A 25,230-nucleotide genomic window follows, 5' to 3' on the forward strand; every position below is an offset into this window, starting at 1 on the left:
CGCTTAAACTCTCGCAACCATCGAAAACTATCGCAGGGACAAGGATGAAAACGGTAACGATTGAAGAGCTGTTGACCTGGGCATTCGTGCACGAATTGCCTAAGGGCGGTGGTGTGGACGGGCTGGACAATCCGAACTCGGTCTGGCGGACGCTGCAGGCATCGTCATGGGGCAAGATCCTGAGCTTTGGCGAACTCGGCGCGCTGATCGATCGTGGGGCCAGGGATTACGACAACTATTGGATCGAGCAGGGCGAACCGCATGACGACGCTGTGCTGGTCGGCCGCGGCGTTGCTGGGCTGGCGCAGTGCGATGTGGTCGTTCCGGAGGGCTGGAACGCTCTGACGGATTGGCCCGACACCGAAGGCCTGGCGCAGGCGGCGGTTGACCGAGCCGTCGAACGCTACAAAGCGAGGCCACGGCATCTGCGCGCCGAAGGCGTCGTCAGCCTGGTCGTCGGCACCGCCATTCTTGGCCGCGTGCCGGACTATCAGGCGGAGCCTTCGAAGGTCAGGTTGGTGGAGCGCGGCGGCAGGCCCGCATGGTTCATCCTGCAGAGCATACGCCATGAGGACGGCAAGACCTATGATCTCGAAGTCGACGGCTACAATGCCCGTTCCGGGCGGCCGATGAGCGGTGCCTACCGCAAGCATGAACTGTCGGCCGACCCTGCGGGCGATATCCTTGGCCGCCTCGACTATCAGATATGGGTGGCCGCGCTGCGCCGACTTGAGCAGGAGATCGTCACCCAGCTGACAGGTCACAGGCTGGTGTTCTCGGACCGGTCGATGACGCCTTGGCTGGACAGCGACAGGCCGGGCGTAACCTTGATCGAAGGGGCGGCGGAACATGCCGCGAAAAAAACCGGCTCCGCTCGTTGACGCGCGGCGGAAACTTGACCTACACCTGAACACGGTAAATCAGATCACAGCCCGCCCGGCCAGCCGAGGCGGGTTTTTTGTTGGAACGAGCGGATGGCAATCGAGCTTCATGCCGACGCATCAGACTTCGAGCGTCTGGCGCGGAGCATTGCGCGCCTGCCGGCCGAGATCAGGGACAAGGCGGCGTCGAGGGCACTGCGCCGCGTCACAGAAATGGCGCGCACGCGCATCGTCAAGCGCAGCTCCGAGCATGTCCAACTGCCGCAGTCGATTGTGCGTGGGCTGACCAAGGTTGCGTCCAATCCTGGGCGTGATGCATCCGACGTGGTCATGAGGTCGAACTGGATACCGCTTGCCAAGATCGGCGCCCGCCAGACCGCCAAGGGCGTGACCGTTCGGATGCGAGGGTCTTATCGCTCGGCCTTCATCGCGGCGATGGGCAGCGGCCACGAGGGTGTGTTCATGCGGGCAGGAAAGGCGAGGCTGCCGATCCACGAACTCTACGGCCCGAACCCCGCTCACGCCGTGATCAACAACCCCGATGTGTATCTTAAGGGGATGATCGACGTGATGGAGAGCCATCTCCTCGCTCGCTACCTCCACGAGGTCTCGAACCTCCTACCTCGATGACCCACCCCGTCTAGGGACCGTACAACCGTCCACCCCCCAAACGGGCCGGGACGACCCCGGGTTTCGGCCAGTCGATCATTTGGAAAAGTTGGGTTGTCAGGGTTGTCAGCGGCGTAAGCGAGGTTGTCTGGATGCCGTCGGAAGAAATCGTGATGGCGACGCCGGCGGACGTGGCGGCGCGAGACCGCGTCACGAAGCAAGCCGTGACAAAACTCGTGCGGCGCCTGGTCGACGACCATGACCTGCCCGTCGAGCGCGACGGTCGAGACCGCGTCATTCGGTTCTCGCTCGCCCATTACGATCACTATCGGGGCGAGTTCTCCAGCTCCGAGAAGATTGCGGCAGCGCGCAGGGATTCGCCGCCGCATGCATCTGCCAATTCAAGCACGTCCCGCGACGAAGCGCTTCGGCAGGAAGCCTGGCTGAAGGTCGGTCGTGAGAAGCTACGGCGGCAGGAACAGGTCAGCCAGTTGGTCCGCGCCGACCGCATGCGCGAGGCATTGATCGTCTGCGGCCGCGAAATCCAATCGAGCATCGCCCGCCTGCAGAACAAAGCCGACGACATGGCCCTTGCCGTATCGAGAGAAGGTTCGCACGGATTGCGCGTTCTGTTGCGGACCGTCGCCTTCGATCTGAACACCGAGATTGCCGACAAACTGCGCGCCATCGTCGAGCACGCCGCCGAGCATGACGAAGTGCTCGAGGACGAAGACCTGTGAGCATCCATTTCGACGCTGGCCATCCGGGCGCGTTGCGCCTTGCCGGCAGCGCCCTGGCCGATGCCATCAGGCCGCGACCGCCGGCGCGCTTTCGCGACTGGCTGCCGCAGAACATCGTCCTGATCGACGGGCCGAAGAAGGGGGAACTCTGGGCGCTCGAGGACGCGCCCTACCTCGGCGATATCGCCGACTGCCTGAGCATCGAACATCCCTGCAATCTGGTCACGGTCCGCAAGTCTCAGCAGACCGGCGTGACGATCCTCGCCCTGGCCTGGTCGCTCTACATCGCCGACACCGCGCCCGACAACACGATCTACGGCCTGCCTTCGATCGATTTCCTGCGGGACATGAACAGCCAGAAGCTGCAGCCGACGATCGAGGCCTGGCACGCCCAGACCGGCAAGCGGGTGATCTTCCCGGCGATCGATCGCTCCGGCGCCGGCTCGACCATGTACGAGAAGCGCTTCGCGGGCGGATCGCTGATGCTGGCCAACGCCAATGTGGCGACCGACCTGTCCGGCAAGACCACCCGCTATGGCGTCAAGGACGAGGTCTCCAAATGGCAGACCCACATCAATGGCGACGATCCGGAGACGCTCTTCTTCGGCCGTTTCACCGCGTTCCGCCGGACGAAATCGTTTAAGATCTTCGAGCTTTCGACGCCGGAAATCGACACCGGCGACGAGCTTGGCGACGCGCCGGGCCACTGCCGGATCGACCGTTCCTTCAAGCGTTCCGACCAGCGCTTCTGGAACATCGCCTGCGTCGAGTGCGGACACTGGTTCAAGCAGGTCTATGACGGCTTCCACCTCGACCGCCTGCACCCGCACAAGAGCTTCTACGTCTGCCCGGATTGCGGCCACATCGTCAGCGAGACGGAACGCGTTGTCGGCGTAAGGGCCGGCCGCTACATCGCGGCGGCGCAGGGACCGGACCGCCATCCGGGCTTTCACGTCGATGCCTTCGATTCGCTGATGATGAGCTACGAGGCCATCGCCGAGGACGTGCTCAACCACTCCAAATCCGGCGGGCTCGGCGAAAAGGGCGTCTTCAACCTAGTGCTGGGCCTGCCCGCCAAGATGAAGGGCAACGCCCCCGAATACGAACGGCTGATGGAACGCCGCGAGCCTTTCGGCGAAATGAAGGTTCCGGCCGAAGGGCTTATTCTTGTCGCCGGCGCCGACGTCCAGCACAATGGAATCTGGGCGATCGTTGCCGCCTTCGGCGAGGATCGCCAGAGCTGGGTGCTGGGCGTCCGCTTCTTCGAAGGCGCGACGGACAATGCCGCCGAAGGCGCCTGGCCGCAACTCGACACGTTCTTCGCCACGCCCCTCGACGATGCCTTCGGCGGCACCAGGCGGATCGAGGCGCTGGCGGTGGACGGTGGCGATGGCGGGCGCACCAACCAGGTGCTGGAGTGGTGCCGCCGTCGCGCCTACGCCTATGCCGTCAAGGGTGTCGGCGGTCGTGGTGTCCCGGCCATCAGCGTTCCGGCGAAGAAGTCGGTCAACAAGCGGGGCAAGCGCAAGCGGTTCGGCAGTGCGATGCTTTGGCCGGTCGGCACCTGGGGCCTCAAGGCCGAGCTGTTCGCCAATCTCCACAAGCTCGGCCTGCGGTCCGGCGAGCCGGCCGATCCGCCCGGCTATGTGCATTTCGGCGACTTCCTGCCGAAGGAATATTTCCTGCAGCTCACGGCGGAGGCATTCGTCGCCGAAGTCGTTCGCGGCAAGTTCCATGAGGAATGGAAACGCCTGCGGCAGGACAACCACTGCCTCGACGCGCAGGTCTACGCCATGGCCATGGCGGAAATGCTCGGCCTCTCGACGATGAGAGCGGACGACTGGGCGGCTCTGCGCAAACGGCTGAGCCCGGCTCCTGAGCCGGACCTGCTGACCGCTCTGAATGCGGCCGAGTTCCAACCCGACGCCCGGCCGGCATCGAAGGAGACGACAACCCATCAGGCTTCCAAAGCCCGGCGCGAGAAGTGGAAGAAGCGTGCATGACCGAAAAACCGCGCATCCGGGTGAAGGCCGGCGCCGCGGTCGCGTCGAGCCGGCCCGCGCCCCAGGCGTCCTATCTGCGAGACACGCGCTCGAGGATCCTGTCGACGCGCGGCGGCGGTCTTCGCGACCATCGCGAGGAGGTGCGCATCGCCTGGCGCCGCGCGGCTGGCCTGGCCATGGACATCATCCAGAATTCGGGGCGGCTTCGCGGCGCCGTCGACCAGGTCATCGCCGACACGGTCGGCGTCGAACTCATCCTCAACCCCATGCCCGACCTGTCGCGGCTTGGTTACGACCGCAAGGAAACGGACGAGTTCATCAGGCTGCTCAAGACCGAGTGGAAGCACTGGGCCTGGAATGCGCGGGAATGCGATCTCAAGGGCAAGTTCACCGCCCCGCAAATGGTCGATATCGCGCTGCGCCATGACGTCGTCTACGGCGAGGCGCTGATGCTGATGGACTACATGGCGACCGGGACGCGGCGCCGCTATGGCATCAGTTCAGGCACCAAGATGTGCCTGACCACGCCGACCGCGCTGGTGCAGGACACCAGCGAGATGGAAGGGCTCTACCAGGGTGTGATCCATGACGAGAACGGCCGCCCGGTCGCCTATCGGCTGGCTGAACGGGAAACCGGCATCATCGTCAAGCGCGACCGGCGCGGCTATGACGCGGCGGGGCGGCAGATGGTCGCCCATGTCTTCGATCCCGTCGACAGCAACGACGTGCGCGGCATTTCGCGGCTGGTGGCGGCATTCCGCGAATACCTGCAGTGGGAGCTGCTCGTCGACACGACCATTCAGGCCGGCATCCTGCAGACCGTGTTCGCGCAGGTCCTGACCAGCGAAAAGCCATCGGCCGAGGCCTTCGAGGCGATGGAAGCGCTGGGCGAGGGGGAGGAGACCAGGGAACTCCGCAACCAGTTTCGCGACTATTTCCTCGCCGTCATGGACAAGGCGGCGGAAAGCGAAATTTCGGTCGGCAGCGACCCGAAGATCTCGCATTTGGCGCCCGGCGAAAAGCTCGACCTGATGGCGACGGGTATTCCGGGGCCGCAGTTCCTTCCCGTCTCGAACGAGCTGCAGCGCGGCATGGCGCGGGCCATCGGCATCAGCGTCGCCAGCTACACCATGAACTACGAGGGCGCGACCTACTCCTCGACGCGGATGGAGGGAGCATCGCTGCACCCGGTGGTGACGCGCAGGCGCGACCGCATCGCCTCGCCGATCTGCCAGATCGGCTTCGAGCACCGTGTCGACGAACTCATCGGAACGGGCAGGCTGCCGTTCAAAGGTGGCTACGATGCGTTTGCCGCGAACCGGGACAAGGTGCTGTGGACGAATTGGCAGGGACCGGCCAAGGCAACCGCCGACGACCAGAAAAGCGCCAAGGCCGCAACCGAGCGGCTGCTCAACGGCACCTCGACGCCGGATATGGAATGCGCCGAGATCGGCGCTGACGCCGAGGAGGTCTTCGAGCGCCGGTTGTTCTGGCACAAGCGCTACCTTGCCGAGGGCATGCCGTCGCCCTTCGACCGCAATCCTGGCGGCGACGGATCGAAGGAGGATGTCATCCCCGGCGAGAAGGCATCGAAGAAAAAGGAAGATGCCTGATGTCCAGCTTGATCAGGATCGCGGGCGTCGAGGTCGATGCCGAGGATCCCTGCGCGCTCTACCAGGCGCTCTACGCGGCAAAGCTGAAGCTGATCGCGGGCGAGCGTGTCGAGGAGACCGAGGTCCGCTCGCCGGTCACGCATCAGCGCGTGCGCGTCGCGGTGGGCAACGTTGCGGCGCTCGATGCCGAACTGATGCGCTTGGCCTCCGCCTGTTCGGCCAAACAGGGCAAGCGGTCGCGCTACGCAAAGACAGTCCGGTTCATCTGAAGGAGACGACGATGGCGGCAATCCTTGCCGAGGGCGTGCTGACGCTGTCCGGCGATGTCGGTGACGCCTGGTTCGGCGACAGCTTCACCTATTCCGAGGTGGTGATCGCATTGGCGCGGATCGACGACGCCGCCGATCTCACCGTCAGGCTGAATTCCGGCGGCGGCATCGCCACCGAGGGCGCGGCCATCCATGCGCTGCTGGCCCGTCGCGCCGGCCGCACGGATATCGTCGTCGAGGGCATAGCCGCATCGGCTGCTTCGCTGATCGCCATGGCCGGCGAAACGATCACCATGGCGGAAGGCGCGATCATGATGATCCATGATCCCTCCGGCTTCACCTTCGGCACGTCGGGCGACCACGCAAAATCGATCGAAGGCCTGGAGGCGCTGGCGACTGCCTATGCGCGTGTCTACGCCGCCAAATCCGGCCATTCGGTCGAGCAGTGTCGCGAGATCATGAAACGGGAGACCTGGTTGACGGCTGCCGAGGCCGTCGAACAGGGCTTCGCCACCGGCCCCGGCGATGACAGGGCCGGCGCCGTCGCTGCATTCGATTATCGCATCTACGCGCATGCGCCGAAGCGGCTTACCGCTCTGGCCAGCAAAAACGGCTGGTCGCACCAAGCGGCGAGTGCGCCAGCGGCGAAGTCAGCCGCGTCAACCCGTCAGCAAGAGGAGAATTCCATGACGGAGAAGGAACGGGCGGACGCCTTGGCGGCCGAGATCGTACAGTTGAAGACGGCACATGCTTCGGCCTTGAGCAAGGCAGGGGTCGAAGCCATCGCGGCCGACCGCGCGCGGCGTGCGTCGGTGATGGCGTTGGAGGAGGTCAAGGGCCGCGAGACACTTGCCGACATGCTCTGCGCGACGCAGCTCTCCGTTGACGAGATCAAGGCAGCGCTCTTCGCGGCGCCAAAAGCCACTGTCAACCAGGGTGACTACGAGCAGCGCCGCCTTGCCGCCGCCGGGCTCGCCCAACCGGGCACGACGGAAAAGGCCGATCTCGGCTGGGGCGGTGTCGTCGCCCAGACCAACAGGCGCCGCGCCTGAAACCAGCCTTCTGACATCAATTCAAGGAGAAACCGTCATGACCGTTCTGACGGAAGACCGCCGCACCGCGGCGCATTACATCGTCTCGGAAGCGTCCAGCATCTATCGCTCGCGCGAGGAGGTCACGATCACCGGCACAGGCCCGCTGCTTGCCGGTACGGTGCTTGGCCAGATCTCGGCGGCTTCCGCCACGGTTGTCGCCGCCGCCGATGCGGGCAACGCCGCAAACACCGGCGCGCTGACGCTCGCCGATCCGGCCTTCGGCGCCGATGTCAGGGAAGGCGTTTACAACATCGTCTGCATCGCCGTCGTGGCAAATGGGGGCAAGTTCCGCGTGGAAGACCCCGACGGCAACGAAGTCGGCACGGCGACCGTCGGCGCCGCCTTCACCAAACAGATCAAGTTCACCATCGCCGATGGCACGCAGGATTTCGTCGTCGGCGAGAAATTCACCGTCAGCGTCGAGGCGACCAAGGGGCCCTACGGGGCGCTCAATCTCGCGGCGACGAACGGTCTCAAGAAGGCTTCGGCCATCCTTTACGAGCCCTGCGATCCGACATCCGGCGACGTGCGTCGCACCATCACCAGGCGCGACAGCGAAGTGAAGGCAAACGCCCTGATCTGGCCGAACGGCATTTCCGCTACCCAAAAGCGGAATGCGCTCGACCAGCTCGAGGCGCTCGGCATCGTCGGCCGCTGAAGCGGCGCCTTCCTCCCCAAGACCTCTCAACGGAGAAGACCATTGTCCACCGTCATGAACATTTTCGACCAGAACGCGTTCGGCGTGGTCGAATTCAACGAGGAAGTCGTTCGCAAGATCGAGTTCAAGCCGCAGCTCCTTGGAACGCTCGGCCTGTTCAAGCCGATCTACTCGCGCTCGCGCATCATCCTGATTGCCAAGAAGGAAGGCGTGCTGCAGCTCATCCCGACCTCCTCGACCGGCGCGCCGCCCGAGGAACTCGACCTGACCGGCATGGATATCCGTCCGTTCCGGACCGTGCGCCTCGCCAAGGGCTCGACCATCTACGCCGAAACGCTGCAGGGCGTGGCGGGCCTGCCGATGGACGAGGCGGTCCGCGATGTCCAAAGCGAGGTCGCCGACCGTACTGCGCAAATGACCGACGACCTCGAACTGACCTGGGAGCATATGCGTCTCGGCGCCGTGCTCGGCATCGTCTACGACGCGGACGGAACCACCGTCATCAACAACTGGTTCACGGAATGGGGCATCGCGCCGCCGGCCGAGGTCAGTTTCGCGCTCGATGTCGACACCACCGATGTCCGCAAGAAATGCCGTGACATCAAGCGCTCGATGCAGAAGGCGGCCAAGGGTGTCTGGACATCGGGCACCCGGATCGGGTCGCTGACCGGCGACCAGTTCTTCGACGACCTCGTCAATCACAAGCAGATCAAGGAAACCAAGCTTGGGACCGAGCGGGCGTCCAGCCTGGAGAACATCGAGGGCTATTCCTCGATCGAGATCGAAGGCATCACCTTCATCAACTACCGTGGCACCGATGACGGCTCCAAGCTGGCGATCCCGTCCGACAAGGCCAAGTTCTTCCCGATCGGCGCCAATGGCGCCTTCCAGGTCGGCTATGCCCCGGCCGAATTCTTCCCCTATGTGAACCAGAGGGGGCAGGAAAAATACGGCATGATCATCGCCGACAAGGACCGCGACGCCTGGCGCCGGCCGGAAATCTATTCCTATCCGCTGTTCATCTGCACGCGGCCGGAAATGCTGCTGACGGCCAAGCGCGCTTGAGGCAGATGATCGAGTGGGAGACGGCACTTGCAGCGACGGAAGCCACCGTCGCCGAAGTCTTCGACACCAAAACCTTCCACGTCTTCCCGACCGCGAAGGGTGCCAGCGTCAACGCGAACCGCGTCGCGGATCCCGATCGCGCCGGCTTCGATTTCACCGGCTCCATCCACTTCGGCCCGGCCGCGCTGGTGCCGGGTTTTTCCCATCCCGCGACCTTGATGACCGACCGGGACAGGGTTCGCGAAATGCCGAGCCATGAAGCCGTCATCACCGCGCTGTCCACGCAATGGCCGCATCCGATCAAGCTCGAGGACATCGTCGGCCTGGGCGAGACCCGTTACATCGTCGCGGCCATCCCTGACGATGGTGGCCGCCGCAAGGCGCTGTTCGTCAACCGCACCAGGGCCGCCTTATGACCATCGCGGCCGAGATCGTTCGCCTGGCGGCCGTGGAAAGCCTGTCTCCAACCGGCGCGGGCACATTCCCGACGCTCGCCCGCGAGCGCGTCTTCGACAGCCGCCGGCCGTCGCTCGACAATCTGGAGCCTGGCAAGGAGTACACGCCCGTGCTGTCGCTGTTCACGCGCAAATCGGAATCAGCGCGTCGCGGCGCCGGGCAGGGGAGCGTCTCGCGCAACGGTCGCACCATCCTCGAAGTGGTCGCCGAACTGGCCGTGGCCTCGAGTGACGAGGACGGCGCGTTCGTCGACGCCATCGTTGGCTCGGACCCAGAGGCGCGCATCGTGCTTGCGGCCCTTTGCGCCCAGGTGCGTTTCGCGCTGACCGCTGGCCCGACCGGCGTAATCTTTCGCAAGGCGGTCATCGCCGTCGAGAGCATCGACGAAGAAGGGTTCGCGGTTCCGGAACTCGGCCTGCGCTGGCAGCGGACAACCATGCTGTTCGATTGCCTGATACCGGACGACGACTTCACGCCTGCCGGCGGCTTGCCGCAGCCCGCCGCGGGGATCGCAACAATGCTGCCGGACAACTCCTATGCCAAGGCGACACTCCTACGCATCGCGGCGCACTTCAGCTCTACCGAACCGATGCCGGTGCTCGACACCTTCGCCTTCGAAACCAAAGTCAATGGCGTATCCGGCCAGGCCGGACCGGCATATAATATTTCGCCGCCCTTCGCCGACATCGGAGACTGACATGCCCAAGCTGGTTTTCGCCAGGCTGGTTGATGCGACGCATCGCATGCCGCACCCCTTCCGACCGAACACCGATTTCCCGGCCGAAGGCCAGACCATCGATCGCGAAGATCCGGTCTGGATGCAACTGATCAATGACGGTTCGCTGGTCATCGAAGAGCCTGCCCGGGCGAAGCCCGCAAGCCCGACCGGGCGTCGCGCCTGATGGCGCGCCCTGCCGGAGCGCCAGGCGGCAAAGCCGCCGACGCGGCGCGTGAGGCCTAACCAGAGGAGCACCTATGTCCATCCAGTTCAACAATATCCCCGGCGCCGGGCTGGTGGCGCCGCTTTTTGCGTTCGAGGTGACCTCGGGCGGCAGCTACCAGTCTGCGTCGCGGCTGCTGCTGATCGGCCACAAGAACGCGGGCGCGGAGATCGCCGACAACACCCCGCAGGCGATCGGGTCGGCGCAGGAAGCCGTGGCGCTGGCCGGTGCCGGCTCGATGCTGGCCGAGATGGCCCGCGTCGCCTTCCTCAACGCTCCGGTGCAGGAAACCTGGATTGTCTCGGCCGCCGCGACCGGCACGGCGCGCGTCGACACCATCACGGTCAATTCGGTTCCGGCCGGCAGTGGCGCTGGCGTCATCGAGATCGCCGGCGAACCCGTCCAGGTCCAGATCGCGGCCGGCGACAGCGCCAACACCGTCGCCGCGGCACTTGCGGCCGCCATCAACGCCTATTTCAACAGCCTGACCGGCGCGTCCCTGCCGGTCACCGCGACCGTCACGACCGATACCGTCACCGTCACCGCCCGGCATGCCGGCGCCATCTTCTCGGATCTCGATTTCTTCGTGCCGACCACGGTCAACGCCAACGCCTTTGCCGGCGCCGTGCTGACCCTCACCAACACTGTGGTGCCGACTGGCGATCCTGACCTGTCGAACGCATTGGCCTCGCTCGGCGACGATCCCTATGACTGGATCGTCTCGCCCTTCGCCGACGCCACCAACATCGCCCGCTATGCCGCGCTTCTCAACGACACCTCTGGTCGCTGGGCGTACAGCCGCCAGGTCTATGGCCATGTCTTCGTGCCGTCGACTGGCTCGACCTCGGCGCTCACCACGCTCGGCCTGTCGCTCAATGATCGCCACCTGACCATACTGCCGCGCATCGCGTCGGCCGGGAATGCCACGCCGGCATGGCTGTGGGCGGCGGGCCTTGTTGCCCGCATCGTGCCCTGGCTGTCCGATGGCGTGACCGGCAACGTGTCGCGCAACCAGACCGGCCTCGTCGTCGAAGGCGTCAAGGCGCAGCGCAACCGCTCGACCGTGCCGACTTATGCGGGCCGCAACACCCTGCTGCGCTCCGGCATTTCGAGTTTTCTGATCACCTCGGACGGTCGCGTTGCCATCGACAAGATCATCACCACCTACCAGAAGGACGCCAACGCCCAGCCGGACGAGACCTTCCGTGATATCCAGGCCATCGGCCAGCTGATCGCCATTCTCCGTTTCTTCCGGGCGCAGCTGTCCTATGAACACGGCCAGAAGGCGCTTGCCGATGAGAATCCCGGCGGCCTCGGGTCGCTGTCGACGCCGAAATCGATCAAGGCGACGCTTGTGCATGCTGCCGACACGCTGGAGCTTCAGGGTGTGCTCGAGAACGCGCGCGGCTTCGCCGATCGCCTGATCGTGCAGCGCAACACCCAGAACGCCAACCGCGTCGACATCCTGGCGCCGATCGACCGCGTCAACGCCCTCGACGTGATCGCCGCCAACGCCCGGCTTTACAGCCAATATCGCGTCGATAGGTGAGGGTGCTCCGGAGCATCCGTGCAGCGCTGTTTGACACGTATCAAAGCCGGTTGAGGCGTTTTCGCTACCGTGGCCAAGTCTTGCTTGTTGGAGATAGCCATGGATCAGAAGATCAGAGATACCATTCTCAACCTGTTGAGCTCCCACCGCATCATGACGGTTGCCACCTTGCGGCCCGACGGCTGGCCCCAGGCCACCACAGTTGGATATGTGAATGACGGCTTGACCCTCTATTTCCTGTGCGGTCTTGAGAGCCAGAAGGCCAAGAACCTGGCGAGGGATAACCGGCTTTCCCTAACGATTGACCATGACACCGCCGATCTGATGGCGATCACCGGCCTGTCGATGGCTGCCCACGCCGAACCTGTGCAGGACCGGGCCGAAGCGGAGAAGGTCCTCAGCTTGTTGCCTCTGAAATATCCGGACGCCCCGCCCTTGCCGATGAAGATGCCAGGCCCGGAGGACGTGCGGATATTTCGAGTAATGCCGTCGGTCATTTCGGTGCTCGACTACACCAAGGGCTTTGGACACACGGACCTTGTTACCTACTGACGCAACGCCTTCCCGCACAGTTTGGATCCGACCTTGCCATTCGGTGTTGAACAGTTCTTTGCGGTCTTCGCCGCTTACAACAAAGCGATCTGGCCCTTCCAGATCGTCGCCTACGCCCTTGGCGCGTTAGCCGTCGGTGCAATGCTGAGTGGTCGTTCTCCTGCCCGAGAGAGGATTGTTTTCGCTGTCCTGTCGGTTCTGTGGGCATGGAATGGAGTGGCCTATCAGCTGCTGTTTTTTGCGCCGGTCAATCCGGTGGCAAAAGTCTTTGCCGGCCTGTTCGTGGCCCAGGCAGCACTCTTTGCCCTGCATGCGGCGATTGCCCCGCCGGACCTCAGCTTCGAGCTTCGATCGAGCTGGCAATCAATTGTCGGCCTTGCGCTGATCCTCTATTCGGCGCTCGTCTACGAAATTCTTGGCATCGCGGCCGGCCACGGCCTGATGAAAGGGCCGTTGTTCGGGGTGGCGCCGTGCCCAAGCACCATCTTCACGATCGGCTTGTTGTTGCAGCTACGCGGTCGATCCGTGATGCCGCTGTCGGTGATCCCAATCGTCTGGGCCTTGATCGGCACCGGTGCAGCGGTGATGCTTCAGGTTCCCGAAGATTTTGGCCTCGCAGCTGCCGGTCTTGTTCTGGGCGCCAGCTTAACGTCCGACTGGCTGCGTCGCGCCCGATCGTGACGGGCGAAGCCTTCGCCGCTTGGTGCGCGGCAAGCGTGCGATCAGTCCAAACGGCTTCACAAAAAAGAGGAAAAACCGATGCAGAATTTCGGTGGAGAGATGACGTTTGCCCTGTCGACGGGCGACCGCATCGTTGTGCGCGGGGCTGCGACGGTGAAGCCGTCCAACCTCAATTTTACCGGCGCCGCCAACCAGGACGGATCGGTCTATCGCACCGCCGAGCCGACCGGCTACGGCTTCGAGCTGACCTTCGAAGATATGCCGGCCGACGACTGGAACCGCCTCATGCGTTCGTCAGGCTTCAATGTCACATTGAACGAAACGTTCAATGGCGCACAGCATCTGTGGACGGAGGCCGCGTTTACCGGCCAGCCGTCCATCAATCGTGCGACAGGCGAGGTCTCCGGCGTCGCCGGCATCGCACGCGCTTACAAGAAAATCTGACGATGGCCGATAAGATCATCGCTTTATCGAAGCAGTATGAGGCGCACGGCGAGGTTTTTAAAAGCGTCACCGTGCGCGAGCCCGGCTTCGAAGATCTGCTGGCGCTCGGCGAGCCTTACGAAATGCAACGTGCCGCCGGCCAAGATGTCGTTATCGAGAATACGGCAACGGTTTCGGCCTATGTCAAGCGTTGCGTCACCGCGCCGGGGATCGAAAAGCTGGGCGTCCTCAGTCTCGCGGATGCCAGACTGGTGAGGGATGGCGTCATCGATTTTTTTACCCGTACCGCGCCATCGGGCAGCGCGTAGGCGACGTTGTTGGCTTGCGGGCCGATGACCTTCTTTTCTATTTTGGTTGGCAGCCGAGCGCTGTTCTGCCGCTGACCTTTTCCGACATCGCCAAGCTGCACCGACGCGGCATGGATTTTCTGAAACGCAGGCCACAAAAATGAACCGCACGATCGAGGCCATACTGCGCCTGTCGGCGAAGCTTGGCCCCATGGGCGCGTTCGGCCAACTGTCGGGCAAGCTCAACCAGGTCAACCAGAAGGCCCTAGCGTTTAACAGGACGCAGACCATGATGGCGCGCACGTCCGCCCTTGCCATGAATGCGATGCGTGGCGTTATCGGCTACCAGATCGTGCGCGGGTCAGGGGCGCTCGTCACCAATTTCGCCAGCGCCGAACGCCGGCTGAACCGCATTGCCATCAATGCCGATGCCGGCAAGGACAAGCTTGCCGAAATGTTCCGCACCGTCGACCGTGCGGCGCTCGATTATTCGACGACGCAGGACAGTGTGACCGATGGGTTGGAAACGCTCGTCGCCGCCGGCCGCAACCTTGACGATGCCTTATCCTTCCTTCCGGCCGTGACCGCGACCGCGCAGGCGGCGGGCGCGGAAATCACCGACATCGCCACCACGGCGGATTCCATCGGCACGAACTTCGGCATTGCCGGTGGCCAGATGCAGCGCGCCTTCGACATCCTTGTCACCTCGGGCAAGCAGGGCAAGTTCGAACTGAAGGACATGGCACAGTATATCCCGAGCCTGGCGCCGGCCTTCGCCGCGCTTGGCTACAAGGGCGAGAAGGGCCTCGGCCGGCTGGCGTCGGCGTTGCAGACCATCCGCATCCGTGAAGGCGATGCATCCGAGGCTGCGACCGACCTGCAGAACGTTTTGCAGAAAATGGAAAGCCAGGAAACGGTCAAGAACTTCGCCAAATTCCATATCAATCTGCCGGAGGAACTGGCCAAAGCCCGTCAGGAAGGCAAGGATCTGCTCGACGTGATGATCGAGTTGACCGAGAAGGCGACCAAGGGCGATCTGTCGAGGATCCCGCGCCTGTTCACCGATCTCCAGGTCCAGAAGGGCATGCGCGCGCTCGTTCAGGGCAAGGACGCTTTCCATCAGTTCGTCGCCGATCTTGACCACGTCGACGGATCGACCCTGCGCGATCTCGGCAAGATCCTTGATGACAACCAGGCGAAGATCGACAGGATGGGCGCATCATGGGAACGCATGATGCGCGCGATCGGTTCTGGCATCGCGCCTGGCGCGACCGGCGCCATGGACTTCGTCAGTTCCAACATGGACAAGGCGCAGTTCATCAACGCGCAGCTGGACAAGGAGGGCATGAGCTTCTGGGAAAAGCGCATGTGGTGGCTACGCAACGGCTTCGACAATCAGGACCAGGGCATGATGGCGTTCAAGGGTGGCTGGCGTTCGCCGGAAGGCCTGCTCGCCGCCAAGGGGCCGATGAGCGCCAGCCCGGAATTGCCGTCGCGCCGGCAGGATCAGGCCGGTTCAATCCCGGTACCGTCGCCGCGCCCGTCAGCGCCGACCATGGCAGAGCAATACCAGCTCTATGGGCGCGGTCATGCGGCTGCCGTTCGCAACGGCGCTTTCGAACAGAAACATGTCGGCTTGCGCGAGGCCATAATCGACCCGGACGCTTTGGAGATGGCCACCACCACTGCTGCTGCCGACCTGAAGCGCGCCGGCATCGAGACGGCGTCTTCTGTTTCGGACGGCGGCAAGCAGGCCGGCGATAGCATCAAGGAAGGCGCCGACAGCCTGTCGTCGGTCGCCGGTACCCTCAAGGATGCCTTGGTCTCGGGCGCCAACAGCCTTGCAGCCGCCGCGCGCAGTGCCGCCGCCGACCTGTCGCGCCCGATCGGTTCGCTCAAGCCGGTGCGCGCCGATACCGGCCGTTCCGATGCCGGCCGTGTCATGGGGCCACGTTGATGCGCGACTGGTTGAAGGCCTTCCGCCCGGCATCCTTTCGGGGCGTGCCGTTTTTCGTCGAGGTCGAGAATGCCGAGGGCGGCCGGCGTGTTGCCGTTTCGCCGATTGCCTATTCCGACCTGCATGTCACCGAGGACATGGGCGGCGATGTCAGGCGCTTCAGCCTGTCGGCGTACGTTGCCGGCGATCTTGCCGATGCCGCCGCTCGCAGTTTCACGGCCGCGCTCAACGCGCCGGAAGCGGCGACGCTTGTCCTGCCGATGTCCGGCCCGGTCCTGGTGCGCGTGCCGCGCTGGAGCCTGTCGCGCGAGCGCGGCCGCGCCGGCTTTGTCGGCTTCGAAATCGACTTCGTCGCCGCCGGTCTGCCGTCGCTGCCTTTCGCTGCCGTCCCCGGCGCGCTGGCAATTGCGTCGTTGATTTCGGCTGGCGCAGCACTCGTGTCCAATGCCGCCGCATTCCGCATGCGCGACACGGCAGCGGGGCAGGCCGCACCTTCGGCGCTGGCCATCGCCACCGCTGCCGGCCAACTGACATCCGTGGCAAGCGCAGCGGCCTTGCCGGATGCGAAGCAATCCGAAATCGGCGATGCGATCGCCACGATCAACCGCCTGTCGAGCGAGCCGGTGGCGCAGGCGCCGGCCATTGCGTCTGCGATCGTCTCGACTTGCGGGGCAATCGCCAATGTCGGCGATCCCGCACCCACGGTAGAGGCGTTCGCCCTGGCGGCCGTACCCGCAGGTTCAGATGCTTTCGATCTGGTGGCGGCGGCGGCCTTTGCGGCCGGCTTCTGCCAGACGCTCGCCGCTGGTGATTACTTCTCCCGCCAGGACGCCCGACGCGCGCGCGACCGCATCGCGCCTGTGGTCGATCCGGTTCTCGACGCGCTGTCCGGCGGCCTTGACGTGACGGTCAATGAATGGCTGTCAGACATTGCCGCCACCGCCGCATCTGATCTGAGTGCTGTCGCCGCAAACCGCGCGCCGCTGGTCAACGTCCAGACCGAGATATCGCTGCCGGCGACGGCGCTTGCTTACGCGCTTTACGGCGACGCGGGCAGGGCGGGCGAACTCGTGTCGCGCAACAGCGTTGCCACGCCGGCCGCCATGCCCGTCCTGTTTGAGGCCGTTGCGCCTTAGCCAGCGCAAGCTGGAATTCGCTCAGCCGTTGCGAGGGCCTCGCTTTGTCGTTGTGGAGGCCACCTGGGCATTTGCCGGCGATGACTTTACCTTTGCGTTGGCAAGAGCGTCGAGGACCTCTTTATAGCTCTCGGCAACAAGAGTGGTTGTCCGAGGTTCCGCTACAATCATGGAGTGACCGGTTTTTGTTTCCCAGACCTGGATAATGGCATCAGCGTTGAACCATACCGGAATGGAAGCTTTCCCATCTATTAGTATATGAAAGTTCACGATTTTTGCTTGGGCCATTAACCGTTCGGCGAGGCTTTCTGCCGGCTCGGCCGTCTCGTCACTCCAGTGAGTAAAAATTATGCTTGTCCCAGATTTCGACGTTTGTCGGTCGATATATAGAAGTTCCACCAGCCTGCTGGGATTTAGAGACGACGTGAGTCCTTGGGTAGTTCTAAATTCGAGCATTGCTCCCTCCTTAAATTATAGCATTCTTGACCCTGTGCCTTTGTTAAGTCAACGCGACTCGCGTTGCGCGGCATAAACCGGTCAGTATTACTTACCTTTACGATATAGCGCATCGCTTCTACCGCAACGTGTCACGTACGACCTGGCTAACGATGTCGAAACGACGGCGCAGCCAGATGGCCTGCCAGACTGAAGGAAGTGTGCCTTGCCTCTGGAAACCATTGCCATCATGGCCGGCGGCATCTTCCTGCCCTGGCACGATGTGTCGATTTCGATCTCGGCCGAAGAGGCAGTCCGCACCGCTGTCGTCACCGGGCACATACCGTCCGGCGTGTCGCCGCCATGGCCTGATGACAAGGCGACCCTGACCGCCAACGGCACGTTGCTGCTTACGGGTTATGTCAGGGATCTGCGCCCCGACCAGGGACCGGACGATTGGCAGGCGACGATCACCCTTGTTTCGCGCACGGTCGATGCGGTGGAAACCTCGATCCTGCACAAGACCGGCCTGGTCGAGAACAAGGACATCAAGGGCATCGGCGATGCCTTCGACAATCTCGGCATCGGCATCGAGGCGAAAGGGTCTTTCGAGACCATCGCCAAGCACCAGATCGAGCCGGGGGAATCGCTCTACTCGACGCTAGAGCCTTTGGCGCGCGCCGAGGCCGCCGTCATTCACGACACGCCCGAGGGCAAACTCGCCATCGTCAAGAAGCCGGAAGGATCGCATTCGGGCGGGCTCGCCGCTGGCGTCAACATCGTCTCGGCCAGCGCCGAATTCTCGGGCGAGGGCAGATTCACTCCGACCATCGTGCGCGGCCAGCAATCGCGCGGGGTCACAGCGCAAGCGCTGCGCCCCGAGGCAAGGGCATCCGCTGCCGGCCGCAGCCGGCCCAAGATTATCGTGCTGGACGGCGAGGCCACTGCCTCGCACATGAAGAACGCCGTTGAGTGGGAAGCGCGCGCCGCAGCTGGTCTGGCGGTCAGCGCGACGATTTCCGTTGTCGGCTGGCGCGATCAGGGCGGCAGGATCTGGACGCCCAACTGGCTGGTCTATGTCAGGCACCCCCGCATCTATCTCGACCAGATGATGGTCATCAAATCCGTCGAACTGACGCAGGACACCAAGGCTGAAAGCGACGGCACGCGCGCGACCTTGACGCTCGCCGATCCGCGCGCCCTGGGGGGGAGCTCGTCAGGCTCCAAGTCGGGCAAAGGCTGGACCGCGCCGGAACCGAAAGCGGAGTACTCGGCGCAATGACAATGAAGTCCTCTGCGCATTTGACCCGCTTCGAGATCGACAGTTCGCGTTTCGACAACGGTCAGTTGCTGATTTCCGGTCGCGGCCTCGCTGGCGAGGCGTTCAAGGATCTCCTGTTCGTCCAGCCGCATGGCGCTGCCAGCCGCCCGCCGAAGGGCGCGATCGGCGTCGCCATGGTGATGCCCGGCCGGCGCACGCAGGCAATGCTGATGGGCATCGAGCACGCCTCGCACCGGCCGGATATTCCGGACGGCGCATCGGCGCTCTACGACGCCAGCGGCAACATCATCAAACTGTTCGCGGGAGGGGTGACCATGGATTTCGGTTCGCGCACTATCACCCTGACCGGGGGCACCTGGAACCTGAAGGGCAACCTGAACGTCGACGGCGACATCTTCGCCACGGGGTCGATCATCGACACCACCGGCAACACCAACCACCATTCGCACTGATGATCCGCATCGTTCCGCTCACAGGCGACGGCGAACCGCTGCTGTCACCCGACACCATATGGGACGGCACCAGCGGCGATTGGGCGCTGGCCGGCGACGATAAGGCCAATGCCGGAGGTCTGCGTGCACGGGCAGAGCTGGCGACTGCTGTCCTGCTCTGCCTGATGACCGACGCCCGCGTCGAGCCGGACGAGCTGCCGCCCGAAGAACAGAACCGCGGCTGGGCCGGTGACAGTTTCGACCTGCGCACCGACCTCGGCGAAACGCCGATCGGCTCCAAGCTCTGGCTGTTGCGCCGCTCGACCGCAAGCGACGCCACCGCTCTGCGGGCGGAGGATTACGCGCGCGCCGCGCTGCAAACCCTTGTCGATCAAAAGGCGGTGTCATCTGTCGACGTGGTCGCCACCGCCGATCCGGCGCAGCGCCGCATCGACCTCGTCATCACCTTGAAGGACCGCGAAGGCGCGGTCGTGTTCGACCAGCGCTTCGGCGTCCTGTGGGAGCAGATGCGTGGCCTGGACCGTCCTCTAGCCGCCGACTGATGGAGCAAATGGTGCAGACGCAACTCAACAAGGTCGAACGCGAACCGGCCACAGGCCGCAAGCCCGACCGGGCGTCGGGCACGTTTGCCCGCCCCGCCGGAGCGCCAGGCGGCGACGCCGCCGATGCGGCGCGTGAGGCATAGCCAATGCCCTGGACCGTCCTCTCGCCAACTGAGATATCGACCCGGCTGCGCGGTGCCTTGCGCCGCTATCTGCCTGGATCCGATGCGCTGGTGTCGCCGAACAATCTGACCGCGATCGTCAAGATGGTCGCGGCCGGGCTGCACGACATGCATCTGCGCGCCGCCTGGCTCTACGAGCAGATCTTCGCCACGACAGCCAGCGTGCAGCACCTCGAGCGCCACGGCGCGGAGTACGGCATCTATCGGCGCCCGAAGTCGCGCGCCGGAGGCTATGTCACGCTGAGCGGCTATGCCGACACGATCTATCCGGCCGGCATCGGCTTCGTCTACAACAGCCGCCTCTACCGTTCGGCATCGGACGCCCGCTCCGACCTGGTGGGGCTGGTCACACTTCTGGTCCTGTCCGACGACTATGGTGCGGTCACCAACATTGCGGCCGGCGAGACGATGCAGCGCGCCGACCCGACGCAATTCCCCAATCTTGACCTCGATGCTAGCGTGGCAGCTGCCGGCATTGGCGGCGGCGCCGATACCGAGACCGATGCCAGCCTGCGCGCCCGCATCCTCGACCGCAAGCGGCGGCCGCCACAGGGTGGGGCTTATTCCGACTATGAGCGCTTCGCCCGCGAAGTCCCCGGCGTCTCGCAGGCCTGGGCCTTGCCCTTCGCCGACGCGCCGGGAACGGTCGGTGTCTGGTTTCTGTTCGATGGCCGCGTCAACGGCATTCCCGAGGCCGGTGACATCTCCATCGTCCAGGAGGCGCTTGAAGCGCGCCGCTTGATCCGTGCGGGCCTGTCGGTATCGGCGCCAGTTCCCGTCAATCTCGACATTACCATCGCCGGCCTTGCCCTCGACACGGTGCAGACCCGGTCGGCCATATCGGCCTCGATCGCGGCCATGCTGCTAGCGCGAGGAAGACCAGGTATCTCGACGGCTCCCTTCACGCTGTCGCGGTCGTGGGTGTCGGAAGCGGTCAGCAAGGCTGTCGGCGAGGACCGGCATGTCCTGATCGATCCCTCAGGCGACATCACCTATATCGACGGCAAGATGCCGGTCCTCGGCACGGTGTCCTATGTCTGATCCGGCCCCCATTGGTCCGGCAACCCGCTGGCCGCCATATCTCGGCGAGGACGAGCGGGCATTCTTCCATTTCGCCCCGGAAGACACCTCCATTGCCGTACCCGACCAGTCCGACATCCTGGCCGATCCGGATGACGAAACGTCCGGCGGGTTCCTGACGGCATTGCTGCCGAGAGGCGCCGCATGGGGCACCCCCGACAACCAGGCGCTTGATCCGCTGTCGGTGCTTGCCCGCTTCTGGCGCGCGATCGGTTCCGGACTTGGCGACGCCTACCGCGCTTTGTTCGGGGTTGCGCTGGAATCGACGGCGGTCACCATCGTCAATTCGCTGGATGATTGGGAAATCGAGTACGGCCTGCCGGACCCATGCCTCGGTCCCGACCAGACGATCGACATGCGCATGCGCTCGCTGCTGCTCAAGATCCGCTCGGGCGGCACCATCACCCCCGCCGACTTCATCCAGCTCGCGGCCGATGCCGGATACACCATCACGATCGAGGAACCCGAGCCGTTCTGCATGGGCGGTTCCGAAATGGGCGGCAATGACGAGTTGAGCGGCGGCGAACCCGTCCAGTATGTCTGGATCGTCAGCGTGCCCAACGTACCGGTCTACGACTTCCACATGGGCGAGGCCGAAATGGGCTTGACGCCCTTCGGCGACCTTGGCCTGCCCGCCGATCTCATCTGTCTGTTCAGAGCGATGAAGCCGGCCTGGACGACTGTCATCTTCTCCGTCTGAAACGAGGATCACATGAAATTCGTCAATCCGCGCAACGCGCCGGAAAGCAACACGCGCGTCCCCTATTGGGATGCCAACCGCACGGCCGGTCTCATTGGCGCCATTCCTCCCGCCAAGCTGGTCAATGACCTTCAGGATGAGATCCTGAAGGTGATCACCCAAGCCGGCCTGACCCCAGATCCGGCAGATCCGACCCAGCTGTGGCAGGCGCTTTCGCTCCTGCTCGCGCAGGTCGTTGCCGGCGTGTCGCCGCCCATCACGGTCGCGCCCGGCATTATCGCTATGCACGGATCGGCCACGCCGCCCGCCGGTTGGCTCAAATGCAATGGCCAGGCTGTAAGCCGCACGACCTTTGCGCCGCTGTTCGCGGTGATTGGCACCACCTGGGGCGCAGGCGACGCGGTCTCCACCTTCAACGTGCCCGACTTCCGTGGCGAATTCGTGCGCGGCTTTGACGATGGCCGCGGCATCGACGCCGGCCGCACGCTGGGGTCATTCCAGGATTGGTCAACGGGCGCGCCGAAGAACGATACGGTGCAGAAGCTCAACGCCAGCGGCTCGCTAACGGCGCTGACCGGCGGCGGCAACATACCCGGCGGCGCAACCAATCCCTCCAGGCTCGGCTTCGCAAGGGTGAGCAAGACCGGCGAGGCCGTGACGCATTCGGCGGTCGATAGCAATTACAGTGGTTTCGAGATGGACATCATCAACGTTGTGACAGGCGACGCAGAGACCAGGCCGCGCAACAAGGCTGCCCCCTTCATCATCAAGACCTGATCGCCGCTTTCCTCCGGCCCTCTGTCCTCGCGCAAGGATCGAACCATGCCCGTGCCTGACCTGTTTGGCATTCTCGATGCCGTCAAGAAACTGACCGCCCCAGCCGGTATGGAGGCGGTCCACCAGGATGGGTTCTCCTGGCCGCGCAACGGCCTGACCTATGGAGATTCCACCAAGCTGACGACGGACGACTGGAGCCGCGTCATCGGCAATCTCCGCGGCCTTCTGGTTGGCTCCGGTGTCGATCTGAACACGCTCGACCCGGCCTCGCCGATGTTGTTGCGCACCGTTCTGGTCAACTACATCATCGCCAAGCTTGCGGATGTCCTGCCCGGTTACATCAATGACAACTCCACCACCATCGCTGCCGGCATTATCGCCGATCCGGCCTTTGCTGGTATTCTCGGCTCGGCGCTGGGCGCCCTGTCCTTCAAGTTCGCCACGGCCACGGCCGACGCCGATCCAGGCAACGGCATGTTTCGTCTCAACGCCGCGCCGGCCAGCGCGACGGCGGCCTATCTCGACAATCTTGACGCCTATGGCGTGACCGTCTCGGGCGCACTCGACGGTTGGGATGACAGCACGAACACGATCCGCGGCACCCTCACGCTTGGCCCCGTCACCAATCCAGCCGTGCATTACACCTACAATGTCACCGGCACGGTGGTGGACGGCACCGGTTACCGCAAGCTGACCTTGGCCTACATTTCCGGCTCTGGCACGATTCCCGCAGGCGCGCCCTGCTGGCTGGTCTTCAACCGTGCCGGCGACAAGGGCGACTTTGCGGGACCGGCGGTGTCGATTGCGGATAACCTCGTCAGCTTCAATGGTACGACAGGAAAGGCCGGTAAGGACAGCGGCGTCAAGGCAAGCGATGTCGCACAAGGGCCAGCCTCGGCGGTGAACAGTAATCTTGCCGGCTTCAACGGCACGGGCGGCAAGTCTCTTAAGGACAGCGGTGTGGCGGCGGCAAACGTCGCGCTGCTGAATGCGTCTAATACCTTCACCGCCACTCAAAACGTCCAGCTTGGCGCGGGGCAGGCTATAGGCGTCGTTGGTGGCGCCGGCGGTACTGCGGGCTTTCTCATCAACGCTCCTACCGGGGTGGGCAACGCAGCCTTTGTATCCTTTAACCGGAGCGGCGCTTTCGCCGGAAACTTCGGCATCGACACCGACAACAAATGGAAGGTCGGCGGTTGGTCAATGGGCGCGGTTGCGTATGAAATCGTCCACATGGGCAACTACACCAGCCTCCTCGACGCCCGATATGTTGGCCAGGCGTTCTCTACCCTGAGCGCCAAACCAACCACGCTCGCAGGGTATGGGATCGGCGATCTCAATACGTCGATAGCCGCCATGCCCGTTGGTGGAGTAGGGACCTATGCCTTCTTAGGCACCAATCCAGGGGTGGATATTACGACTGGCTCGATCGTAGCAGGCAGCGGTCTTCGTTATACCCACGCGGGCGGATTTGTTGGGGCTGGTGCCGGCACGCCGTCTGGGAGTTGGATGGCAATGGGCCTCACCGTCAGCGGTGGTGGCCCCGGTGGTGCTTCCCTATTTAGGAGGGTGTCTTAGTGGACTACCGCAACGCAAAGTTTAGTGCCTCCGGCACTATTGATTGCGAGATCGAGCAGCAGACACTTGGCTGGATACCGTTCACAGCCTCGCCGGATGATAGTGAGGAACTGGGCCGCGAGATATTCGCATCGGCGTCCCTTATTGCCGCGCCATACGACCCGGAGACCGACTTTCAAGCCCGCCCCATAGTGCGGAAATCTACCGTCCAAGCGCGCATCATCGACGCTGGCAAGATGCAGGACGCCTATGCTGCCCTGGCCGCAAACGCCGTCTATTTCGCCAGGTGGTTCGCGCCGGATCGGCCGGAAGTCTACTGTGACGATCCTGACGCAGTCGGGCTTATCATGGCCCTCGGGTTGGACCCGACAGTAATCCTGGCGCCACAGTAATCTTCCACTATCAAGCCGCTTTGATGGAGCGTTTGCGTTGCCGCAGCCTGCCCAAAATGAAAGAGTTGATGGCAGAGCGCACGTCCAACCTTCCGCCATCGACTTTCTGCGCTACGACTTGGTGCCTCACATGGAGAACTTTGATTTCGTTGCGTCTGGAAGCAACGAACAGATTGATGGCTTCTTCCGGCCTCGTTTCGATCGGTTGTTGCCGTTCCCAGGCGTAATCGTCCCAGATAATGGTCCCGCCATTCTTGAGTAGAGGCCACGCCAGAAGAGAATCGACGTGGACCGCGTCCCGCTCGTGGGCACCGTCGATATAGATCAGGTCATAAGTTCTTTTTTGGTCCTGCAGGTCGATCAACGCCTTGCTTGAAATCGACTTCAGCTTTGTGACGCGCCCGGCATACGAGGCCGTGTTGGCATCGAAGCGCTGTTCTATTCGGTTCACTGGAGGGCCGGGCGAATGCGTAACTTCGGGCGGCGGACTTGCCCACGGATCGATGCATGTAATCCGCGACAGGGGGCAGTACTCAAGAAAAAAGATCGCGGACCGTCCTTCCCAAGATCCGATTTCCAAGATGTCGAGAGGTCGATTCCGCATACTTGCAAGGCAAGCGCTCCAGACAGGGAAATTATTAGACGTCCAATCGGTGGAAAATTCTTTCCCCTCGTACCACTTAGAAAAATCGACCATTACTTGTTTCCTCGATTCCCGGCTGGTCTGTAAGCGCTGTCCCGTTGGCACCTTTCGCGCGTTGTCGTGAGCGACGATGCTCGGTGCCTTTGAGGGCTTCGACACATGACGATTTCAGAGCTTACGCTTAAGTCCAGGGACGAGGAGCCGGTTCGACGGCTTGAGATATTCACGGGTT

General features: G+C 63.6%; 31 protein-coding genes. 29 read left to right on the forward strand and 2 right to left on the reverse strand.

Going from position 1 to position 25,230, the window contains the following annotated elements; translation table 11 throughout:
* Positions 1-44: 44 nt before the first annotated feature.
* From AC1DPX_RS28835 to AC1DPX_RS28930, 20 genes are all read left to right on the forward strand, one after another.
* Positions 45-881 carry a hypothetical protein gene (locus AC1DPX_RS28835; RefSeq protein ID WP_477240909.1) on the forward strand — a complete coding sequence of 279 codons (837 nt, stop codon included), beginning with the start codon at positions 45-47 and terminating at the stop codon, positions 879-881.
* A gap of 93 nt (positions 882-974) precedes the next feature.
* Positions 975-1,511, forward strand: a complete 537-nt coding sequence (locus tag AC1DPX_RS28840; protein ID WP_477240911.1) for a phage tail protein — start codon at positions 975-977, stop codon at positions 1,509-1,511.
* 149 nt (positions 1,512-1,660) lie between these two features.
* A complete protein-coding gene (locus tag AC1DPX_RS28845) occupies positions 1,661-2,230 on the forward strand; it encodes a hypothetical protein (RefSeq protein WP_477240913.1) in 570 nt (189 codons plus the stop codon).
* Positions 2,227-4,233, forward strand: a complete 2,007-nt coding sequence (locus AC1DPX_RS28850) for a terminase gpA endonuclease subunit (protein ID WP_477240915.1) — start codon at positions 2,227-2,229, stop codon at positions 4,231-4,233. The genes AC1DPX_RS28845 and AC1DPX_RS28850 overlap by 4 nt, the downstream gene beginning before the upstream one ends.
* Positions 4,230-5,846, forward strand: coding sequence for a phage portal protein (locus AC1DPX_RS28855; protein WP_477240917.1), 1,617 nt, complete (start codon positions 4,230-4,232; stop codon positions 5,844-5,846). The genes AC1DPX_RS28850 and AC1DPX_RS28855 overlap by 4 nt, the downstream gene beginning before the upstream one ends.
* Positions 5,846-6,115: a hypothetical protein gene (locus AC1DPX_RS28860; protein WP_477240919.1), complete on the forward strand. Its 270-nt coding sequence runs from the start codon at positions 5,846-5,848 to the stop codon at positions 6,113-6,115. Before AC1DPX_RS28855 ends, AC1DPX_RS28860 begins: the two co-directional genes overlap by 1 nt.
* Before the next feature lie 11 nt (positions 6,116-6,126).
* The gene (locus AC1DPX_RS28865) at positions 6,127-7,167 is read left to right on the forward strand and encodes a head maturation protease, ClpP-related (protein ID WP_477240921.1); all 1,041 of its coding nucleotides are present in this window, start codon (positions 6,127-6,129) and stop codon (positions 7,165-7,167) included.
* A 37-nt stretch (positions 7,168-7,204) separates the two neighbouring features.
* Complete coding sequence (locus AC1DPX_RS28870) at positions 7,205-7,867, forward strand: head decoration protein (protein WP_477240923.1); 663 nt, start codon at positions 7,205-7,207, stop codon at positions 7,865-7,867.
* A 42-nt stretch (positions 7,868-7,909) separates the two neighbouring features.
* Positions 7,910-8,932, forward strand: a complete 1,023-nt coding sequence (locus AC1DPX_RS28875; protein ID WP_477240925.1) for a major capsid protein — start codon at positions 7,910-7,912, stop codon at positions 8,930-8,932.
* Entirely contained in the window at positions 8,929-9,348 is a 420-nt protein-coding gene (locus AC1DPX_RS28880; protein WP_477240927.1) for a hypothetical protein, read from the forward strand. Before AC1DPX_RS28875 ends, AC1DPX_RS28880 begins: the two co-directional genes overlap by 4 nt.
* Entirely contained in the window at positions 9,345-10,085 is a 741-nt protein-coding gene (locus tag AC1DPX_RS28885) for a hypothetical protein (RefSeq protein ID WP_477240929.1), read from the forward strand. Before AC1DPX_RS28880 ends, AC1DPX_RS28885 begins: the two co-directional genes overlap by 4 nt.
* A gap of 1 nt (position 10,086) precedes the next feature.
* Positions 10,087-10,290 carry a hypothetical protein gene (locus tag AC1DPX_RS28890; protein WP_477240931.1) on the forward strand — a complete coding sequence of 68 codons (204 nt, stop codon included), beginning with the start codon at positions 10,087-10,089 and terminating at the stop codon, positions 10,288-10,290.
* Between the two features lie 73 nt (positions 10,291-10,363).
* Positions 10,364-11,878 carry a phage tail sheath subtilisin-like domain-containing protein gene (locus AC1DPX_RS28895; RefSeq protein WP_477240933.1) on the forward strand — a complete coding sequence of 505 codons (1,515 nt, stop codon included), beginning with the start codon at positions 10,364-10,366 and terminating at the stop codon, positions 11,876-11,878.
* Between the two features lie 99 nt (positions 11,879-11,977).
* Positions 11,978-12,430 (forward strand): pyridoxamine 5'-phosphate oxidase family protein, encoded by a 453-nt coding sequence (locus AC1DPX_RS28900; protein ID WP_477240935.1) that lies wholly within the window; start codon positions 11,978-11,980, stop codon positions 12,428-12,430.
* Between the two features lie 33 nt (positions 12,431-12,463).
* Complete coding sequence (locus AC1DPX_RS28905) at positions 12,464-13,111, forward strand: DUF6064 family protein (protein ID WP_477240937.1); 648 nt, start codon at positions 12,464-12,466, stop codon at positions 13,109-13,111.
* 78 nt (positions 13,112-13,189) lie between these two features.
* Positions 13,190-13,555 (forward strand): phage tail tube protein, encoded by a 366-nt coding sequence (locus AC1DPX_RS28910; RefSeq protein WP_477240940.1) that lies wholly within the window; start codon positions 13,190-13,192, stop codon positions 13,553-13,555.
* A gap of 2 nt (positions 13,556-13,557) precedes the next feature.
* Positions 13,558-13,863, forward strand: coding sequence for a hypothetical protein (locus AC1DPX_RS28915; RefSeq protein WP_477240942.1), 306 nt, complete (start codon positions 13,558-13,560; stop codon positions 13,861-13,863).
* A gap of 14 nt (positions 13,864-13,877) precedes the next feature.
* Positions 13,878-14,006 (forward strand): hypothetical protein, encoded by a 129-nt coding sequence (locus tag AC1DPX_RS28920; RefSeq protein ID WP_477240944.1) that lies wholly within the window; start codon positions 13,878-13,880, stop codon positions 14,004-14,006.
* Complete coding sequence (locus tag AC1DPX_RS28925) at positions 14,003-15,799, forward strand: phage tail tape measure protein (RefSeq protein ID WP_477240946.1); 1,797 nt, start codon at positions 14,003-14,005, stop codon at positions 15,797-15,799. The genes AC1DPX_RS28920 and AC1DPX_RS28925 overlap by 4 nt, the downstream gene beginning before the upstream one ends.
* A complete protein-coding gene (locus tag AC1DPX_RS28930) occupies positions 15,799-16,935 on the forward strand; it encodes a DNA circularization N-terminal domain-containing protein (protein ID WP_477240947.1) in 1,137 nt (378 codons plus the stop codon). The genes AC1DPX_RS28925 and AC1DPX_RS28930 overlap by 1 nt, the downstream gene beginning before the upstream one ends.
* Positions 16,936-16,956: 21 nt before the next feature.
* On the opposite strand, the gene AC1DPX_RS28935 is transcribed toward AC1DPX_RS28930, so the two are convergent.
* Positions 16,957-17,391, reverse strand: coding sequence for a hypothetical protein (locus tag AC1DPX_RS28935; protein ID WP_477240949.1), 435 nt, complete (start codon positions 17,389-17,391; stop codon positions 16,957-16,959).
* Positions 17,392-17,596: 205 nt separating this feature from the next.
* Between AC1DPX_RS28935 and AC1DPX_RS28940 the strand changes: the two genes are divergently transcribed.
* The 9 genes from AC1DPX_RS28940 to AC1DPX_RS28980 are packed head-to-tail and all read left to right on the forward strand — an operon-like array spanning position 17,597 to position 24,355.
* Positions 17,597-18,652: a phage baseplate assembly protein gene (locus AC1DPX_RS28940; protein ID WP_477240951.1), complete on the forward strand. Its 1,056-nt coding sequence runs from the start codon at positions 17,597-17,599 to the stop codon at positions 18,650-18,652.
* Positions 18,649-19,104, forward strand: coding sequence for a phage baseplate assembly protein domain-containing protein (locus AC1DPX_RS28945; RefSeq protein WP_477240953.1), 456 nt, complete (start codon positions 18,649-18,651; stop codon positions 19,102-19,104). The genes AC1DPX_RS28940 and AC1DPX_RS28945 overlap by 4 nt, the downstream gene beginning before the upstream one ends.
* On the forward strand, positions 19,104-19,646 hold the full coding sequence (locus tag AC1DPX_RS28950) for a phage GP46 family protein (protein WP_477240955.1): 543 nt from the start codon (positions 19,104-19,106) through the stop codon (positions 19,644-19,646). The genes AC1DPX_RS28945 and AC1DPX_RS28950 overlap by 1 nt, the downstream gene beginning before the upstream one ends.
* A gap of 11 nt (positions 19,647-19,657) precedes the next feature.
* Positions 19,658-19,789, forward strand: coding sequence for a hypothetical protein (locus AC1DPX_RS28955; RefSeq protein ID WP_477240957.1), 132 nt, complete (start codon positions 19,658-19,660; stop codon positions 19,787-19,789).
* A 3-nt stretch (positions 19,790-19,792) separates the two neighbouring features.
* Positions 19,793-20,869 carry a baseplate J/gp47 family protein gene (locus tag AC1DPX_RS28960; protein ID WP_477240959.1) on the forward strand — a complete coding sequence of 359 codons (1,077 nt, stop codon included), beginning with the start codon at positions 19,793-19,795 and terminating at the stop codon, positions 20,867-20,869.
* Positions 20,862-21,608: a putative phage tail protein gene (locus AC1DPX_RS28965; RefSeq protein WP_477240961.1), complete on the forward strand. Its 747-nt coding sequence runs from the start codon at positions 20,862-20,864 to the stop codon at positions 21,606-21,608. The genes AC1DPX_RS28960 and AC1DPX_RS28965 overlap by 8 nt, the downstream gene beginning before the upstream one ends.
* 12 nt (positions 21,609-21,620) lie before the next feature.
* Entirely contained in the window at positions 21,621-22,385 is a 765-nt protein-coding gene (locus tag AC1DPX_RS28970; protein ID WP_477240963.1) for a phage tail protein, read from the forward strand.
* A 45-nt stretch (positions 22,386-22,430) separates the two neighbouring features.
* Entirely contained in the window at positions 22,431-23,963 is a 1,533-nt protein-coding gene (locus tag AC1DPX_RS28975) for a hypothetical protein (RefSeq protein ID WP_477240965.1), read from the forward strand.
* Positions 23,963-24,355 (forward strand): hypothetical protein, encoded by a 393-nt coding sequence (locus tag AC1DPX_RS28980; RefSeq protein WP_477240967.1) that lies wholly within the window; start codon positions 23,963-23,965, stop codon positions 24,353-24,355. Before AC1DPX_RS28975 ends, AC1DPX_RS28980 begins: the two co-directional genes overlap by 1 nt.
* Before the next feature lie 10 nt (positions 24,356-24,365).
* On the opposite strand, the gene AC1DPX_RS28985 is transcribed toward AC1DPX_RS28980, so the two are convergent.
* Positions 24,366-25,052, reverse strand: coding sequence for a class I SAM-dependent methyltransferase (locus AC1DPX_RS28985; RefSeq protein ID WP_477240969.1), 687 nt, complete (start codon positions 25,050-25,052; stop codon positions 24,366-24,368).
* Positions 25,053-25,230 lie beyond the last annotated feature (178 nt).

The organism is Mesorhizobium sp. 01N446 (assembly GCF_056399285.1).